This window comes from Paenibacillus marchantiophytorum, assembly GCF_014640555.1.
In the GTDB taxonomy this organism is placed as follows: domain Bacteria; phylum Bacillota; class Bacilli; order Paenibacillales; family NBRC-103111; genus Paenibacillus_E; species Paenibacillus_E marchantiophytorum.
Window position 1 is genome coordinate 195,678 of the sequence record NZ_BMHE01000004.1, and the last position, 15,423, is coordinate 211,100.

The 15,423-nt window shown below is 48.5% G+C and carries 13 protein-coding genes; 4 read left to right on the top strand and 9 right to left on the bottom strand.

Features of this window, described 5'->3' with window-relative positions:
- Nucleotides 1-15: 15 nt before the first annotated feature.
- From IEY34_RS06375 to IEY34_RS06385, 3 genes are all read left to right on the top strand, one after another.
- Nucleotides 16-918: a TIGR03943 family putative permease subunit gene (locus tag IEY34_RS06375; RefSeq protein WP_189009246.1), complete on the top strand. Its 903-nt coding sequence runs from the start codon at nucleotides 16-18 to the stop codon at nucleotides 916-918.
- Between the two features lie 507 nt (nucleotides 919-1,425).
- Complete coding sequence (locus IEY34_RS06380; protein ID WP_189009249.1) at nucleotides 1,426-1,587, top strand: hypothetical protein; 162 nt, start codon at nucleotides 1,426-1,428, stop codon at nucleotides 1,585-1,587.
- A 76-nt stretch (nucleotides 1,588-1,663) separates the two neighbouring features.
- On the top strand, nucleotides 1,664-1,951 hold the full coding sequence (locus IEY34_RS06385) for a hypothetical protein (RefSeq protein ID WP_189009251.1): 288 nt from the start codon (nucleotides 1,664-1,666) through the stop codon (nucleotides 1,949-1,951).
- A gap of 389 nt (nucleotides 1,952-2,340) precedes the next feature.
- On the opposite strand, the gene IEY34_RS06390 is transcribed toward IEY34_RS06385, so the two are convergent.
- From IEY34_RS06390 to IEY34_RS06420, 7 genes are all read right to left on the bottom strand, one after another.
- Complete coding sequence (locus tag IEY34_RS06390) at nucleotides 2,341-3,174, bottom strand: sulfurtransferase (RefSeq protein WP_189009254.1); 834 nt, start codon at nucleotides 3,172-3,174, stop codon at nucleotides 2,341-2,343.
- Entirely contained in the window at nucleotides 3,167-4,015 is an 849-nt protein-coding gene (locus IEY34_RS06395; RefSeq protein ID WP_189009257.1) for a MerR family transcriptional regulator, read from the bottom strand. Before IEY34_RS06395 ends, IEY34_RS06390 begins: the two co-directional genes overlap by 8 nt.
- Nucleotides 4,016-4,047: 32 nt before the next feature.
- A complete protein-coding gene (locus IEY34_RS06400; RefSeq protein ID WP_189009260.1) occupies nucleotides 4,048-4,803 on the bottom strand; it encodes an ABC transporter ATP-binding protein in 756 nt (251 codons plus the stop codon).
- A gap of 12 nt (nucleotides 4,804-4,815) precedes the next feature.
- On the bottom strand, nucleotides 4,816-5,568 hold the full coding sequence (locus tag IEY34_RS06405; RefSeq protein ID WP_189009264.1) for an ABC transporter permease: 753 nt from the start codon (nucleotides 5,566-5,568) through the stop codon (nucleotides 4,816-4,818).
- Between the two features lie 153 nt (nucleotides 5,569-5,721).
- Entirely contained in the window at nucleotides 5,722-6,903 is a 1,182-nt protein-coding gene (locus tag IEY34_RS06410; RefSeq protein WP_189009267.1) for a phosphotransferase enzyme family protein, read from the bottom strand.
- The gene (locus tag IEY34_RS06415) at nucleotides 6,900-7,823 is read right to left on the bottom strand and encodes an ABC transporter substrate-binding protein (RefSeq protein ID WP_189009270.1); all 924 of its coding nucleotides are present in this window, start codon (nucleotides 7,821-7,823) and stop codon (nucleotides 6,900-6,902) included. The genes IEY34_RS06410 and IEY34_RS06415 overlap by 4 nt, the downstream gene beginning before the upstream one ends.
- A gap of 44 nt (nucleotides 7,824-7,867) precedes the next feature.
- Complete coding sequence (locus IEY34_RS06420; RefSeq protein ID WP_189009273.1) at nucleotides 7,868-8,872, bottom strand: ABC transporter substrate-binding protein; 1,005 nt, start codon at nucleotides 8,870-8,872, stop codon at nucleotides 7,868-7,870.
- 168 nt (nucleotides 8,873-9,040) lie between these two features.
- On the opposite strand from IEY34_RS06420, the gene IEY34_RS06425 reads away from it, so the two are divergent.
- Nucleotides 9,041-9,739 (top strand): HAD family hydrolase, encoded by a 699-nt coding sequence (locus IEY34_RS06425; protein ID WP_189009276.1) that lies wholly within the window; start codon nucleotides 9,041-9,043, stop codon nucleotides 9,737-9,739.
- A 334-nt stretch (nucleotides 9,740-10,073) separates the two neighbouring features.
- On the opposite strand, the gene IEY34_RS06430 is transcribed toward IEY34_RS06425, so the two are convergent.
- Both IEY34_RS06430 and IEY34_RS06435 read right to left on the bottom strand, forming a co-directional pair.
- Nucleotides 10,074-10,850, bottom strand: a complete 777-nt coding sequence (locus IEY34_RS06430; protein WP_189009279.1) for a TerC family protein — start codon at nucleotides 10,848-10,850, stop codon at nucleotides 10,074-10,076.
- A 322-nt stretch (nucleotides 10,851-11,172) separates the two neighbouring features.
- Nucleotides 11,173-15,420, bottom strand: a complete 4,248-nt coding sequence (locus IEY34_RS06435; RefSeq protein ID WP_189009282.1) for a discoidin domain-containing protein — start codon at nucleotides 15,418-15,420, stop codon at nucleotides 11,173-11,175.
- Nucleotides 15,421-15,423 lie beyond the last annotated feature (3 nt).

Consider the following 15,423-nt stretch of genomic DNA (forward strand, 5'->3'; position numbering starts at 1 on the left):
ATGGGAGGCAGGAGAATGAGACAAATTTGGTCCGTGTTTGCGCATCGAACGATTAGAGCTGCGGTCTTGATCGCCTTCGTTATTTTTATTGTCCAGATTAGCCGTGCGGATGCGCTGATCTATTATGTGGCTCCGAGCATGGATCTCTGGGTGAAAAGTCTTGCTGTTGGCATGTACGTGCTGGCTATGCACCAGCTTTATTTGGCGGTACGTGATGTCATGTCCAAAAAGAAAGCGGAGGCATTCGCTTGTACTTGCTCGTCACATAGCCACCATCACTGGAAACCAGGTGTTATGATGATGTATGGGGCTTTGATCATTCCGCTTGTGCTTGCGTTTTCGTTTCCCAATGCGGTGCTGGGTAGTCAAATGGCCGCTAAAAAAGGGCTGAATTTGACTCCTTCGAGCATTCTCGTTAATAATGTCGATGCCATTCGGAACCAGCCTCCGAATGATAGGATTCAACTGGATACGGGACAGACTTTTCCGTTTAATGCTTACACCAAGCCTTATGCCAAGCGTGCTTCGGATATGTTCATCCAGCCCCTCATTATGATTAACGACGATTTTTACATTGAATCGCTGACATCACTGGACTTGTATCAGGATCAATTTATCGGCAAAAAGGTGCAGATCGCAGGTTATGTTTACCGCCTCGACACCATGAACAAAAACCAATTCGCCTTGGGAAGATTCTCGATGCGGTGCTGTGTCGCAGACTCTGTGCCGCTTGCCATTCTGGTAGAGACCGATACCCCCGAACAATGGAAAAACGATATGTATGCAGTCGCTCTCGGCACCATTGAGAAACGTCATATTGACGGTAAAGACGTATTAACGATCGTTGCCAAAACGATCGATACACAAAAGGAGCCAACGAGTCCCTACGTGTATCAGAATGCTTACTTTGGAAGCTAATGCATGAGAAAATCGGCTCCGCCGTCCCGATAGATCAGTCTCTTCTTAGCGGCAAAACCTTGTAAGGGAACTAGAGGACGCTAATTAGGCAAAAAGTAGGGATGCGTGGGTATTAGCGGAACTACAGGGTCTTATTTCCACGAAAACGCTGAAAATTCCCATGAAACGGCAAAATAGCGTACTGTAGTTCCCTCCCCCTCCCGAAAATGACACTTTTAGCTAGAATAGCGCCCTGTAGTTCCCCCAACCTCAACTCCAAAACATGTTATCCTTAATCCCTAACAAACAAAGGAACTAAGCGGCTTGTCATCGCTTAGTTCCTTTGTTTTTATCCCCATCAGCTGGTGAGGCACGAGAAAAGAATAGGGAGCATCATGGCTTCTTTCACACAATCATTTAAATTTTTGATAAAAATTTTTAGCACAAAGACATTCAGACATTGAAGTTCGGCTGTGAAATTGGAAATGAGAGCAAAAATCCAGAACATTTTCACAAGGAGGAATTTTAATGAAGTTGAAATTGGTTAAGCCAACTTGGCTTGCAAAGATGTTTTTGCCCGGAACGCTGGCGCTGGTGACATTCGGTTCATTAGATACCGGGTGCATTGCTGCTTCTACGGATTCAAGTACGCCTGTGCAAATCGCAAATACTGGGATACTAAATATTTAGTTACAGATTATATCTTGATCCCCTTAGAAATGATCCCGCAAATACAACTGAAAAGCTGATAGAAGCATTGCAAAGGTTGATGCCCGAAGACATCAATAAGGGAAGAAAACCTTTATTTGCCGATGATATCAGTTTGCTCTATGATAATTGCACGAACTGTATCGGAATCGATACGGGCGAAGTCTTTTGGTATTCAGGAAGACCCGAAGTAGAGCAGTGGATGAATTCGCTCTTACAGCTCTCCCTTGATAGACAAAAATATTTTCTTCTAGCCGAAGGCACGTGGAATAGAAATCATTGGACTCGTTTTTTTAACAATAGATATACTCAGCTTCACGATGCCAATCTGGGTAAAGCTACTTAAACACTTCTCGAATTAGCATGATAGGAGTCAGCAGCACGTAACGTTCTCTTCTAGTAAGAGGCTCGATTTCCTTTCGAAATACAGTGCCACACAGAATAAAACAAAGGATACTCTAGCCCACTCTTGAATGATCGAAAAGCCAGAATAGAAACGTGAGTTGCTTCGCGTACGGATGAGCACAGTGAGTGTCATGTAAATTCACAACATCGTCCGTTCAACATCAACCTGTTCCGACTGCCGGGCTGTAGCTGGCTCCGGGCTGCTTGCAACTGCTTTCGTCGGGTTCTTGTTTGCTGTTGAACGAGAACGCCAAAAAGGGCTGCATCAGGTCACTTGCCTCAATACCTGTCACAACCCTCCAACCCGCGGCCGAAGCGGCCTCTCAGCTCTTACTCTTCCCCCGTCGCAATCGGATTCTCGCTATATGAAATCCAATCGCTCCAGCTCCCCACATAGAGCTTCACGCGGGTGTAGCCCGCTTCGGTCAAGGCCAGCACGTTCGGGCAAGCGGTGACGCCAGCGCCGCAGTAAACGATGATTTCCCGGTCGGTATCGATGTCCCGGAAGCGCTCCTTCTGCGCGTTCGCATCGAGAAATCTACCGTCGGGGGAGCCGTTTTCCCAATAGTGGTTAATCGCCCCGGGGATGTGACCCGCCTTCAAATATTTCGTCGCATCCTCGCCCGTATAGCGCTTGGGAATCCGCGAGTCGATCAATACGCGACCCTCGCTGCCTATTCCCACCTTAACATCTGCCATCGACGCTTGCCATCTCTCGTCAAACCGCGGGACAAAGCGTTTAAGTACGGAATGCGATGCTTCATCCGTTACGGGGTAACCTTCGGCTAGCCAGCCCGAGAAGCCGCCAACCAGCAACTTCACGCGCTCATGCCCGGCGTGCTTCAGCATCCACCAAAGTCGCGAAGCGATGCTTCCTCCCTGGTCGTCGTAGACGATGACTTCCGTATGTTCGTCGATGCTTGCCCGTCCCAGCTTATCCGCAAACAAGTCAGGATGAGGCAACGGGTGGCCGCCTCCGTGCGTCTCCTTCGGACCGGACAGATCCGCGTTCAGATCAAAGAAAACCGCTCCCGGAATATGGCTTAATTTATACGCTTCGTGCCCCGATTCAAGTTCGCCTAACACGAATCGAACGTCCGCGAATACGACGTTAGGATCTCCAAGTCGCGCGAACGCTTCGGATGAGGTGATCAGATTAGACATTTTCGGACCCTCCGATAGGAAGAATGAGTTCGGTAATGTAATTATCGCTCACCGTGGTGCTCCACGGATCGATGATGTATCTCTCGTAGGAAGCCCCTTGCAGTAGAACTCCCCTTCGTTCCGCCCAATCTTGGACTTTACGGTACGTTTCGCCGATCGATCGGTAATCCCCTTTATGCACAACGCTTAAAGCTTGGAAACCCCCGACTTCCGTCGTTAACGCTGCATTCGTTTCATCCTCGATGACGGCCGTATAGCAGTCCACTCCGGTAAATGTCTGATTCACGCGTTGGCTGAAATCGTCGAAGAACAGTATGAACGGCCCATATGCGAACACGTTATTCCGATTGCACAGCTCGACGAAGATATTGCTGTAGAGAACCTCGATATCGGCGGCTTGACGGTCCTGAATCTCGTAACGGAACTTCATCGTCCGATAGAGCGGAAAGCTCGCCACCTCGATCTTCTTCTCTTCTTGGGATTCCGCTAGGAGCGTCTCACCTTGCTTCAAGAGCTGCTGCCATTCCTGAATGGCAAAATGCTTCTTTTGCAGCTCGGTCATCTGCTTCTCGACGATCAGCAATTCCTTGGCCATATAGTCCTCCAGAACGTTGAAGTTCGGACGCTCCAGCATACGGCCGATGTCTTCCAGCTTGAACCCGAGCTGCTTGTAATATTTAACAAGCGGAATCTTCCGCATGCTCTCCTTGGAATAGTAGCGATAGTTGGTTTCCGCCGATATCCGGTCCGGCATCAACAAGCCGATATCGTCGTAATAACGAAGCGTTCGGATCGGGATATTGCACTGCTTCGACACTTCCCCTATGGTGTACCATTCCATGCGTATCCCTCTTTTCTCCGTCTATCTTTTTGTTACAGCAGAGCCTTAATAGCCTCTTTCAATCGCAGAAGTTCGGCCGCGAGCAGCCTCTCCCGCTTGTTCTCGCCGTGAAAACCGACGACGATCTCTTGCTTCACGCCCCCGGGCCTGGAAGATAACACGTAAATTCGGTCGGATAGAAAGATCGCTTCTTCGATATCGTGTGTGATAAAAAGAATCGTAACGTTCAGCGCCTCCTGAACCTCAAGCAGCCAGGTTTGCATTCCTCCCTTGGTGATCGAATCCAACGCGCCGAACGGTTCGTCTAGCAGCATGATCTCGCCAGATGCAAGGAACGTACGCAGGAAACTCGCTCTCTGCTTCATGCCGCCGGATAGCTGGCTCGGGTAACGGTGCTCATACCCTCTCAACCCCACCCGGTCGATGAGCGATTCCGCCTTCAGGCGGGAGGCCTTCTTATCCAGCCCCTTCAGATCCAAAGGAAGCACGATGTTGTCCAGCACGCTCTTCCACGGAAGCAACAGATCCTTCTGCTGCATGTAGCCGATTTCCCCGTTCACCCGCAACGTTCCCCGATCGGTTGGAACCAGTCCATTAATAATATTGAAGAGCGTGCTCTTCCCCGAGCCGCTCGGTCCTAACACGGATACGAATTCTCCCTTTTGTATGTTCAGGGAAACATCCCTCAATACTTCCGTAGCGTCATAGGACTTGCCGATATGCTCCAGACGGATCAAGCTTTCATCTTCGCGATCGCTTGGCGCGGCCTTTCTCTGCAGTGCTTCCATCGTTAACCTCCGCTACTTCCAGTGAGTCGTTTTTTTGGTGATAAAATCGATGAGATAAATGAATACAACGCTGATTATGACGATGACGAGAATGGCGGCGAACACTTTATCGAGGGCGTAGGCATTTTTCGTACGCACCATATAGACCCCGATGCCCTTCGTCCCGCCCTGCCACTCGCCGATAATTGCCGCCATAATCATATAGGTCGCGGCGATCTTAAGACCGGAGAAGAAATTCACAAGCGCGTAGGGCAGCTTCAAATGCACGAAGGTCTGGAGCTTGGAAGCCTTGAACGATCGGAATAAGTTCTGATAATCTTTATCCACCTTCTCGAACCCGTCCACCAAACTGATACAGATCGGGAAAAAGCAAACCATAACGATAATGAGAATTTTCGGCAGGATACCGAACCCGAACCAGATAATGAGCAGCGGAGTAATAGCAATCGTCGGAATCGTCTGGGAGACGATTAGAATCGGATATAACGATTTCTTGACGATCGTGAAGCTATCCATCAGAATGCCGAGTACGAACGCTAGCGCGATGGACAGGGCAAAACCGAGGACGGATTCGTAAAGGGTCGTTCCGGCATGACCGGCGATCGTGCCGAAGTCGTCGACGAGAGCGTTCACCGTATCCAGTGGCGAAGGCAATATATACATGGGTAGGTTACCCAAGGTCACGATCAGTTGCCACAAAAACACGGCGATGATGAGGGTAGCGATAGGATATAGCCGTTGATCCATATTTCTAAGTCTATCCATAGGTTGTCACGCCTTTGCTGTTGTCTGCTCGATTACCAAAAAGATCATACACCGGATAGGGCAATATGGTCTTGAACCATTGAAGTTTCATTAAATATGATAATTCCAATATGTTTAGTTATAAATTATCAGGATCTCAATAACCTGTCAATGCTAACGGCTTGAAACCGCGCTTCCGCGTAGGTGCCGCAGTTCCAGATAGGCGATCAACTCCCGTCCCTCAGGTTGTTCGAACCACTTGGCATGGCCCACCCAGAAGCTGTCATACGCCAAGTCCGCATTCTCGACTGATTGAACGATGCCGGCGAAGTAGTCGATCTCCGACAGCGCGAATTCCGCGTGCACCAGCGGCAGCATGGCCGCAAGCGCTGCCGATTCGCCGTCGCTTAAGGGACGAACCGACTCATAGCCTTCCAGCAAAGCCTCCAGTTGATCATAGTGCACGAGATCGTTCCGCGCATCGTCGTCCATGGCAAGCCATTCGATTACATTCCGCTCGATAGCTGTGGCAAGATCGTAAACCGCATTCGTTCGGTCTGCGAGACCGAAGTCGAGGACGGATTCGACTCTCGCCTCTCCGCTCCCCACTCTCCACAATAGATTGGAGGAATGCCAATCGTTGTGCGTCCATAGCGGATGTAGCTCGCCGAGCAAAGGGGCGAGCCGGTCATGAAGCGGCAGGAACACCGTCTCCATGTCCCGATCCCAAGGTCGGCCGGCGAGATAATTTGATAAAGCCTGCCGCTTGGCGATGAAGGTCGCGAACTCCTTACGAGGATCCGCGGAGGCGAAGATCGAAAAACTCGATACGAGCGCCCGGTCCTTCCTCGCCGGAGCATCGAAGCTCTCCGCTGCCAGATGTACCCGGGCGAGCGCCTCTCCAGCCGCATGGGCATGCGGCACACAAAGGAAAGGACTCCATGAAACGGCATCTCGATACAAGTCGATGCCACTCGCCAGCCGATGAATCTCGTAGGTCCAATCCTCCATCGCATAAGCCGTCCGACCGTCAAAACCCGTTAGAACATCGCTTGTCCGTATGCCGCAACTTCGCAAGTGACGAATAAAACGGTGCTCCTCGTTAAGGCCTTCCACGTCCCTCACGGAGTCATGATGCCGCTTCACAAACAAACGTTCTTCCGCCGTCGCCGCAATCGTAGCGCTAGAAAACGGGCGAGGACTATACCAGTCTAGAGCCGTCGCTTCTCCTAAATCGGGGTAACGGCTCAAGAGCCGGTTGGTCTCCTCCAGAGTAATCGGCGCCCAATCGGGACGAACGAGAGTTGTGCCCATGCCGTGGGAGCGAAGATCCATCAGGTTCGTTTGCTCGTTCATTCCCGACCCTCCCGAGAGAGGAACTCGTTCGTGCAAGCCGTCTGCCAACCATTCCTATCGCGCAGGATTCCGTGGTCCGCAAGCCACTCCGCATAGGGCGCGAGCAATTCCGTTCGCTGCGTTCCCCAGACGCCGTCATGCAACCAGGTGCTTGCAATGAGTGGAAGCGAGCGCTCGACTAGCTTGACCGGAAAGTAAGGGATGATGCGTTCGTAGATGGACAGAGCTTTTGCTGGATCGGCCAAGATAGCCCGATACCCTCTCTCCGTCGCGGCGAGAAAAGCTCGGACGGTTTCGGGATCGCGTTGCGTCGCTTCCTCCTGAGTCCCCAACAAATAGCTGTGATAATGAGGTGCCCCGATTTCATCTACGGGCCATACGATTCGCTCCTCTTCCGGAACCCTGGTGTCCATGAGAATTTCCCAAGCCCAGTAACTTCCGAAAGTCGCGTCCGCTTCGCCGGCGGCAATCGCTTCCGGCGTCAGTTCTCGCGTTCCGCTATCAACCACGATAATTGCATCCGGATCTCCGCCGTCGACGCGGACCAGTTGCCTGATCATAGCGAGTCCTCGCGGCGTAGGATTCATCGCGACCCGTTTGCCTCCGAGATCGGCCGGCCGCCGGATTCCCGTGCTTCGCACTGTCTGAACGGTTTCCATCCCCCGATGATTAATCGCAGCGACACCTACGACTGTCGGCTGAGTTTCCCTTTGCACCAATAGCCGATTGCTCGGGAATATGCCGTAGTCCGCCTCGCCTCGCGCGATATAGGCTAGCGTGTCTCCCCTCTCGGGATCGTACACCGTGAACTCAACATCCAAACCGGCCTCCCGGTACCAACCTTGCTCCCGCGCATAATACAATCCCGCCGAATTCGTCCACGGGTAGAAATATTCAAGCATGACCTTGAGGTGTCTCATATAATCGACTTCCTTTTCGTTAAGGTGTAAAAGCTACGTTATCATTACTTCGGTAGGAATTCGTTCGTGAAGGCATCCGCCGTATTCAACTCCTTGGGGATAAGCCCCTTACTCTTCAGGAATTGTGCATAGGCGCTCCATATCCCATCTTTCATTTCTCCCCATCGTGGCGCATCCGCGATATATTGAGCGGCCAAATACTTCTGGCTCTCCATAGTCAGCTTCTTGTCGATCTCCGGAGCGTACTTCAACAAAATATCGGCGCTCTCTTCCGGATGGTCGATCGCGTAGCGGTAGCCCTCGGCCGTCGCCTTCAGGAATTTGCTAACCTTATCTGGATCGTTGGCAATCGTATTAGTACCCGTAATTAAGATAGGCGTGTAATAGTCCAAGGCAGGATCGAGTTCCCTTGCCGGAATATAGGTGAGATCAATCCCTCTGATCTTCGCCTCGATTCCGGTCCACCCTTCGAAAATCCACGTGAAGTCGACGTTTTTCTCCGTTGCGGCGAAGAAATTGTCGCTTCCCAGATTCACAAGATCAAGCTTGCCGAAGTCGGCTCCGTTTTTCTCCATCAGGGCTTTGAGAATCGCTTCTTCCGATGGAGATCCCCAGCCTCCGTAAACCTTGCCTTCGAAATCCTTCACGTTCTTAATGTTCTTACCCTTAGGAGCTGCGAAGCCCGAGGTGTTATGTTGGATGATCGTCGCGATCGCTTTGATCGGCAGAGGATCTTTGCCGGTCAGCGCATAGGTCACATCCTCCTGGTAACTGACGCCGAAGTCGCCTTTACCCACGGCCACTAACGTTGCCGTCGTGCCTTCAGACGGTTGCACGATTTCTACATCCAAGCCTTTGGCTTTGTAGTAACCCTTCTCCAATGCGACATATAGGCCGGTGTGATTCGTATTCGGCGTCCAGTCGAGAATGACGCTGACCGGTTTTAACTTGTCTCCTTCCGCTTGCTCTTGCTTGTTGCTTCCGCACCCTGTTAACATGATCGCGGTCATGGCTCCGAGAATCAGCGCTACCCAGAAATTTCTTTGCATCTTTAACGTCCTTTCCTCTGAGTTATCGAATGTTTAAAAACACCTATTCCGATAAACTTACATTGTTATAAAATAATAATAACCCTCCATGTAGCTGGAGGGTCAAGCATTTTCTTCTTTTTTATGTAAATATTAATAGAAGATTAACTTAAATGAGGAGGATCCGCCATGCAATACTACGCTCTGATCGATTGGGATAATACGATGCACCGCGGCTATACCATATACGGACTAGCCGATCATTTGCATGCAAAGGGGATCGTCTCAGACCGACTTCTTCGCGTCTTCAGAGAACTGGAGATGCTCTATCTGGCAAACGCGATCTCGTACTCCGATTACACGGAGCGTACCTGCGAATCGTTCGCGCGGGAGCTGGCCGGTTGCTCGGCCGCGGAATACAGGGAAGCCGTCCAAACCTTCTTCCCCGTAGACGAGCCTGCGATCTTCGACAAAGCCAAGGCGTTATTCCAATTGTTGAACAAATATAGCATCTACGTTTATCTCGTCAGCGGCGCACCGTTCGACGTGCTGAAAGCTTACGCTAAGCCGTTCGGCATCCGCGGAATTTTCGCCTTCGAGCTAGATATTCAACACCATGTCCTAACAGGGCGCGTTGCTTGCAATTACGGTCTAAACAAAGAACGCATCCTAAGTCATCCACTCTTCCGGTCTCCCGATGCCATTCATCTCCTCAGCATGGGAGACGCCGTCGCCGATATTCCACTGCTCGATAACAGCCGCATTCCCATTATCGTAGGCGATCAGCGCTTGGCTTTAAGAGAAGGCAGCGAACCACTAAACTATACCGATAACTCTTGGAACCTTCAGTTACTGGAAGAGAGAATCATAAGGGAATCACGCTCATGAGGCATGGCATTTGATTGGTACGTATAACTTGAATTATGGAAGTTATGTACAAATATCGGCGGCAGATACAGGGTATACCGCTGCGGATGCGGTCAAATTCGTTAAGAAAAATTAAAGGAAGATAATCATTACTGCAATATTCCGCTCTAGCGGCAAAGAGAGGCCATCCCCTCAGTCATTTTATGACTTATGGGATGGCCTCGGATCCGCCTACCATTCGGTGCTTCAACTCCGCTCCGCTAACCAGGCTTACATTTCTTTTAATTTATCCGGACCAAGGGAAATCAGCACACTTTCCCGAAATACTTATATATCTGGCTGTCGGATGTAAGAACTAAAGTTGATCCGCTTGTGAGTGTTTTTTACTTACTGGAGCAAACCAACCGAAAATGGCTATTGCAATCAAGACACCATAGAAGATAAGGGTCCAGATTGTGCTATGCGGGAAATAATGATCTAACACACCAATATCTTCATGGGCAAGGGTAATTACAGCGAGCTTTACACCGACCCATGCCACGATCGCATAAGCCGTGGTCTCTAGTGCTGGCCGCTCAGCAAGCAGTTTCACAAACCATGTGGCCGCAAATTTGATCAGAATGAGCCCTGCGATTCCGCCAAGCACGACAACCAGGAATTTCCCTCCGTCCATTCCACCGAAATCATCAAGAGGTGAATCCGGGAGACCAAGTGCCAGTGCTACTGCGGCAAGAATGGAATCAATCGCAAATGCCAGATCCGCAATAGCAATTTTTCCGACGGTTGGCCAAAAACTTTTTGCAGCGGAATCTTTCTTGATGTCACTGCGAATGTTCTCATTTTCCTTGAAGAAACGCGCTTTGATGATGTGCTTTAAACCGAGATATAGCAGGTAAGCAGCACCTATCGCCTGTATTTGCCAGACGTTCGCAATAAATGATATCGCAAACAGAGCGGCGAAGCGGAAAACAAACGCCATAATGATTCCATAGTTGATGGCTTTCTTTTTCTCTTCCTCGGGTAAATGCTTCGCGATTACAGCCAGAACAAGGGCATTATCCGCAGATAACAAACCTTCCAATCCGATAAGTATTAACAATGCCCATGCATACTCCAACCAAAGTGAATCCAACTTTCATACTCCTCTCATTGTCAAATAGATCACAACTTCGTTTGGCTATCAACCCTATGTGGAGTTAAATGCTATATTCTTCCCATAGTGACGGCTCTTTATAACTTGTACGACTATAATATAACACTTATTTGCTGTCACGGCGGCCATGATCCCTTAATTTTGGCCAAAACCGGATAATAGAGGATCCTATTTACCTTTAGTCAGGTCAGTTTACGATCAACTCTAATGTAAATCTAAGTCCCTATGCCCCACAGCGGAGCTAGTGCTGGAATTAATCAATTTCATATATTGCATTCCAGACTCACAGGAACAGTATCTGTTAGAGACCAAACACCCTAAACTCATAAAAACTTGCCCATTCATTGGAGGCTAACCCTGTCACAGTAATTCTCACATATCTGCCGCTTGCTGTGAAATTATCGGCCTGCGTTTGATTGGGATTCGTATTCCCTGTCTTGTCAGAAACCGTGGTCCAATTCAAATTATCGTTCGAAACCTCAATTTTGTATTTGTACACATTGTTATGTTCCCATAAGACTTCAGTCCCCGTCATGTTGGTGCCGCTGCCCAAATCTACTTTCCACGAGTGGTTCAGGTTCCCGTCATTCGCTGTCCAACGGGTATCCGTATTGCCGTCGTTTCCATTAGAGGCCACATTTCCTTTGCTAGTTTCTTCACTATCAGCGCTCACTGACTTGCCTAGGGCTAGATTAGGTCTAAGCGGATCGGTAATCACAGATATATTGTCGTACTGAGCATAATTCCAGCCGCTACCTAGTCCAACCAGTCCATAAAGGAACGTATTGTCGGTAATGGAAGCAACCAGTTGTGAATCGATATAAGCCTTGATAGTGGTATCGTGAAAGCTAAGCTTTAAATTGTGCCATGTGTTAGCAGACAATGGAACGACGCCGGATGCCAGTTGGTTTTCACTATTCGTATCCGGAGCACCTATGACAAGTTTCCAGTTCCCACTTTGGTCAACAACTAATTTGTATCCTTTCAATTTGTTATCCTGTGGAGCGTTTCGATTTTGAGTTCCTACTCTACCGATGATAGAAACGGTTCCGGAATTTTCAATTAATACATCAGCGCTGTAATCATAATCCCGCCATGACAAATTTCCGAATTCGGTAAATGCACTATTGCTGATCGGTTCTCCCCATGCGTTCCACTGAAGCAGCGGTCCTGTTATGACTTGGCGTAAAGCTTTGCCAGTTCCTCCGAACTTGTTGCTGACTTCGAACGCACCGTGCTCATCTTGCGTATATTTGGGTGTAGTTCCGACGGCATAGCTCTCAAAGTTCTCGCTGTATGGATTAGGAAAAGCGGATGCTGTCGGAATGGCATGTGCCGCTACTCCTTTCTGTTGACCAGTCGTCGTTGTTAAAGAATAGATGGCGTTAGGCTCAATATTAATAGAAAATGAGCCGCCAGATGGCGTTATATCACTTTGTTGGATGAATTGCTGCGTACTATTGGATTTCCAAACATGAATCGTTCCCGTAGATAAACCACCTGTGAGATTGAACTTCATCGTTTCGAACGCCCCGCCAGTGACCATAATTATGCTGTAATTTCCGCTTGAATCCGGCTGTTTCATGGTCACATACGAAGTATTGCCAGTTGTTATCCCTGTTCCGCTATCGAGATAATTCCATCCCGGCTTTGTGAATTGAGTCGTATGAGCCGCCGCCCAAACCGCAGGCTGCACCTTGTAATTGCCGGACCAAGGAGAATTGGCAATCAAGATTCCTGAACTCGGCCAAGATAGATTGTCATAAGCCGAATTACTGAGATGCCAGACATTAGTCGCCGTAAGTTTAGCTTTGATGTAGTTGTCATTCATTTCTTTGGCCAAATTGTAAGACCCATTCCAGTCTCCAACTCCGGTCCAACCCTCGCTTTCCCAAATGGGAAGCCCTGAGTTTTGAGCATTCGCAGTGGAGATTCCATTCACATAATGATAGCCGATCACACTGACAGCGTTTTTCAATGCCGTGTCGGTTGCAATTCCATCCGCAAACGCCCAATCACTGCTAAGAATATCAGGTGCTATAATCTTGACATTGCTTAATCCGTTATTATTCAAAGTAGGTCTGAGGATGTTAACGATATAGTCCCTTGCTTGCTGCGATGTACCATTGAAGCTCTCGTTCTGACTTCCCCCTACATAATTGATGTCCAGGCCCCATACAGACTTAGCGCCTTTAATATAACTAACCAAATAGTCCGCATTGTTTTGTGACCACATATTGCCGATCCACTGCGGAGCTCCCCATTCTAAAATACTAAGCACAATATTGGGATTGCGTTTCTTGGCTTCACTCATCAACCAAAGTTCATACCCACGGTTCATATTCGGTGCAGAATTCTCAGCTAGTGTTCTTGCATGACTTGGTTCAGTGCCTGAGGTGGAATTCATATCTCCTCCCACCTCAACCTTAAGATGCGTATAGCCCGCGCCAAAATTAGGTTTGAATAAATAATCAAGAATATCGCTGCGATAAGGCTCGGGATAATCGATTAATAATCTTGTATTTCCCCCTCCCCCGCTCAGGACACCTTCACCATCGAAGGTCCTTCCCAGAACACTTCCATTTATCGTTATCCCTGCTGATTGGACATTAAAGTCATCCCCCCAAGCGGAATTTGCGCCTGCAGGTTTGTATACATATATCGTTGCCGTGGTATTGGTCGGGCCTGTTGTGAAGGTAACTGTTCCAAGTGTGTAGGATGTGCTGGAAAGGCTAACCGCTGTTTCAGCACCTCCATAATTTTTCACACCGATGGATACAGGCTCCGAACTGTTGGAAGTCTTTGCATAGCCTGTCAACGTATACGTCGTATTCGGATTCAAATAGATGACTTGTTCCGCCGAGCCTGGACCTCCGCTTAACTGCAGCGCTTTGCCTCCACTCCTGGAATTAGTGCTAACAACACTTGCCGTATTCCAATTCGTCCATGGAGACAATACGCCTGATTCAAAACCTGGATTAGATACTTTGTTAAGACTCCCTGCAATCCCAGCTCCATTATAAGCTCCTCGGTTTGGTGCGCTGGTAGACGAGACGGCATTGCCCCAATAATCTTTTCCCCCATTGTTGTTGATAAGAACACCTGACCCAAACGCCGGCGAGCCCTGTAGTAATTTATAGCCGTCAACAGTCGTTCTACCGTTCGTACCACTTCCTGGATTAACAAACATGGCATCTGAAACCATTTTATGAGCCTCATTTGGCTCACTTGCCGGATGATTTCCATAATATAGATTGTAATCCGACGTCCTTCCTCCTACACCAGAACTGTACCCTCCACTATCTAAATTATAAATAATATTGTTGAACATCCCCCAAGCATGATTCCCTGCGTTGCCTGCCGTTGTTATAATTTCCGTCCCCGTTCCACGTCCAACGTAAAAATCATTATTGTAGATCTGAAGGTTGGTTGGATTGCCGCTTGCAAAGACCAGTATGCCCCTTTTGTCATTCTGCGAAATATTATAACGAATCGTCACTTGATCATCCGTCCCCACATCTGTCCCCATAAGCAAAAGGAAACCACCGTCATTATCATGGCTGTAGTTATATTGAATGATCGTTCCCGTACAACCAAAATCAGAATCAAACCCCGTGCCGTCAAGTGTCGTATGTCCGCCATATGCCTCATTATATTGAATGATTGTGTTATCAGCATTCCATGGCCAGATCCCTGCATTGTAGCTTCCTGAACGCATATTAAAACCATTAACCGTATTGTATTGCACCACCGCTCCAAGTGTTTCTTGAGGTACAATGCCATCTCCGCCAATATCTTGCACATAGTTGTTGGATATAACAACATTGGTGCTTGCATACCAGTTAGGGGCAGATGTACATCCAACGCCCGATCTGCACCAGAATTCAGAGGCGAAACCGATTCCTGTTCGGTCTACATCCGGACCAACAATATTGTTGTCAATCCATACGTCATTGAAATTCGATGAAACGGTTCCTCTGGAGACAAACAAGATTCCCGCACTTCCGTTGGTATCTTTGGTGTTATCTCCCCAGACATCATGAACATTATTGTTTTTGATGTAAATATGGTTTAGAGTGCCTATATCTTTACTTACGATTTCAATCCCGCGCCGATTGGAGTTAACACCGTTATAATTTTTTATCTCTAAATTTTGAATTTCCCAATATTGCTGATTGTATAAATACACCGTAGCGCCTGCTCCATTACCGTTAATAAGCGGTTTGCTGCCGCTTCCATATTGATCAATAAGGATAGGGCTTCCATTTGATCCAGAACCTTTGGGATACAATTGTCCCGTCCAACTGCTGCCTGCTTTGAATAATATTTTGTCACCGGATGTAAACGTTGTTGCATTGACCTTCGTTAATGTTTTCCAAGGCGTGCTAATGCTAGTTCCGTTATTGGCATCATTCCCCGCAGGATCAACATAATAGATTTGATTAGCTGCATGTGCCTTGCCTTGAGCCATAAGCCCTCCCAAGAATAGAGCAAAAAAAACGATAAAAAGAATTTTCCGATTCCTGCCAGCAGGATTCATAGTCTTCATATC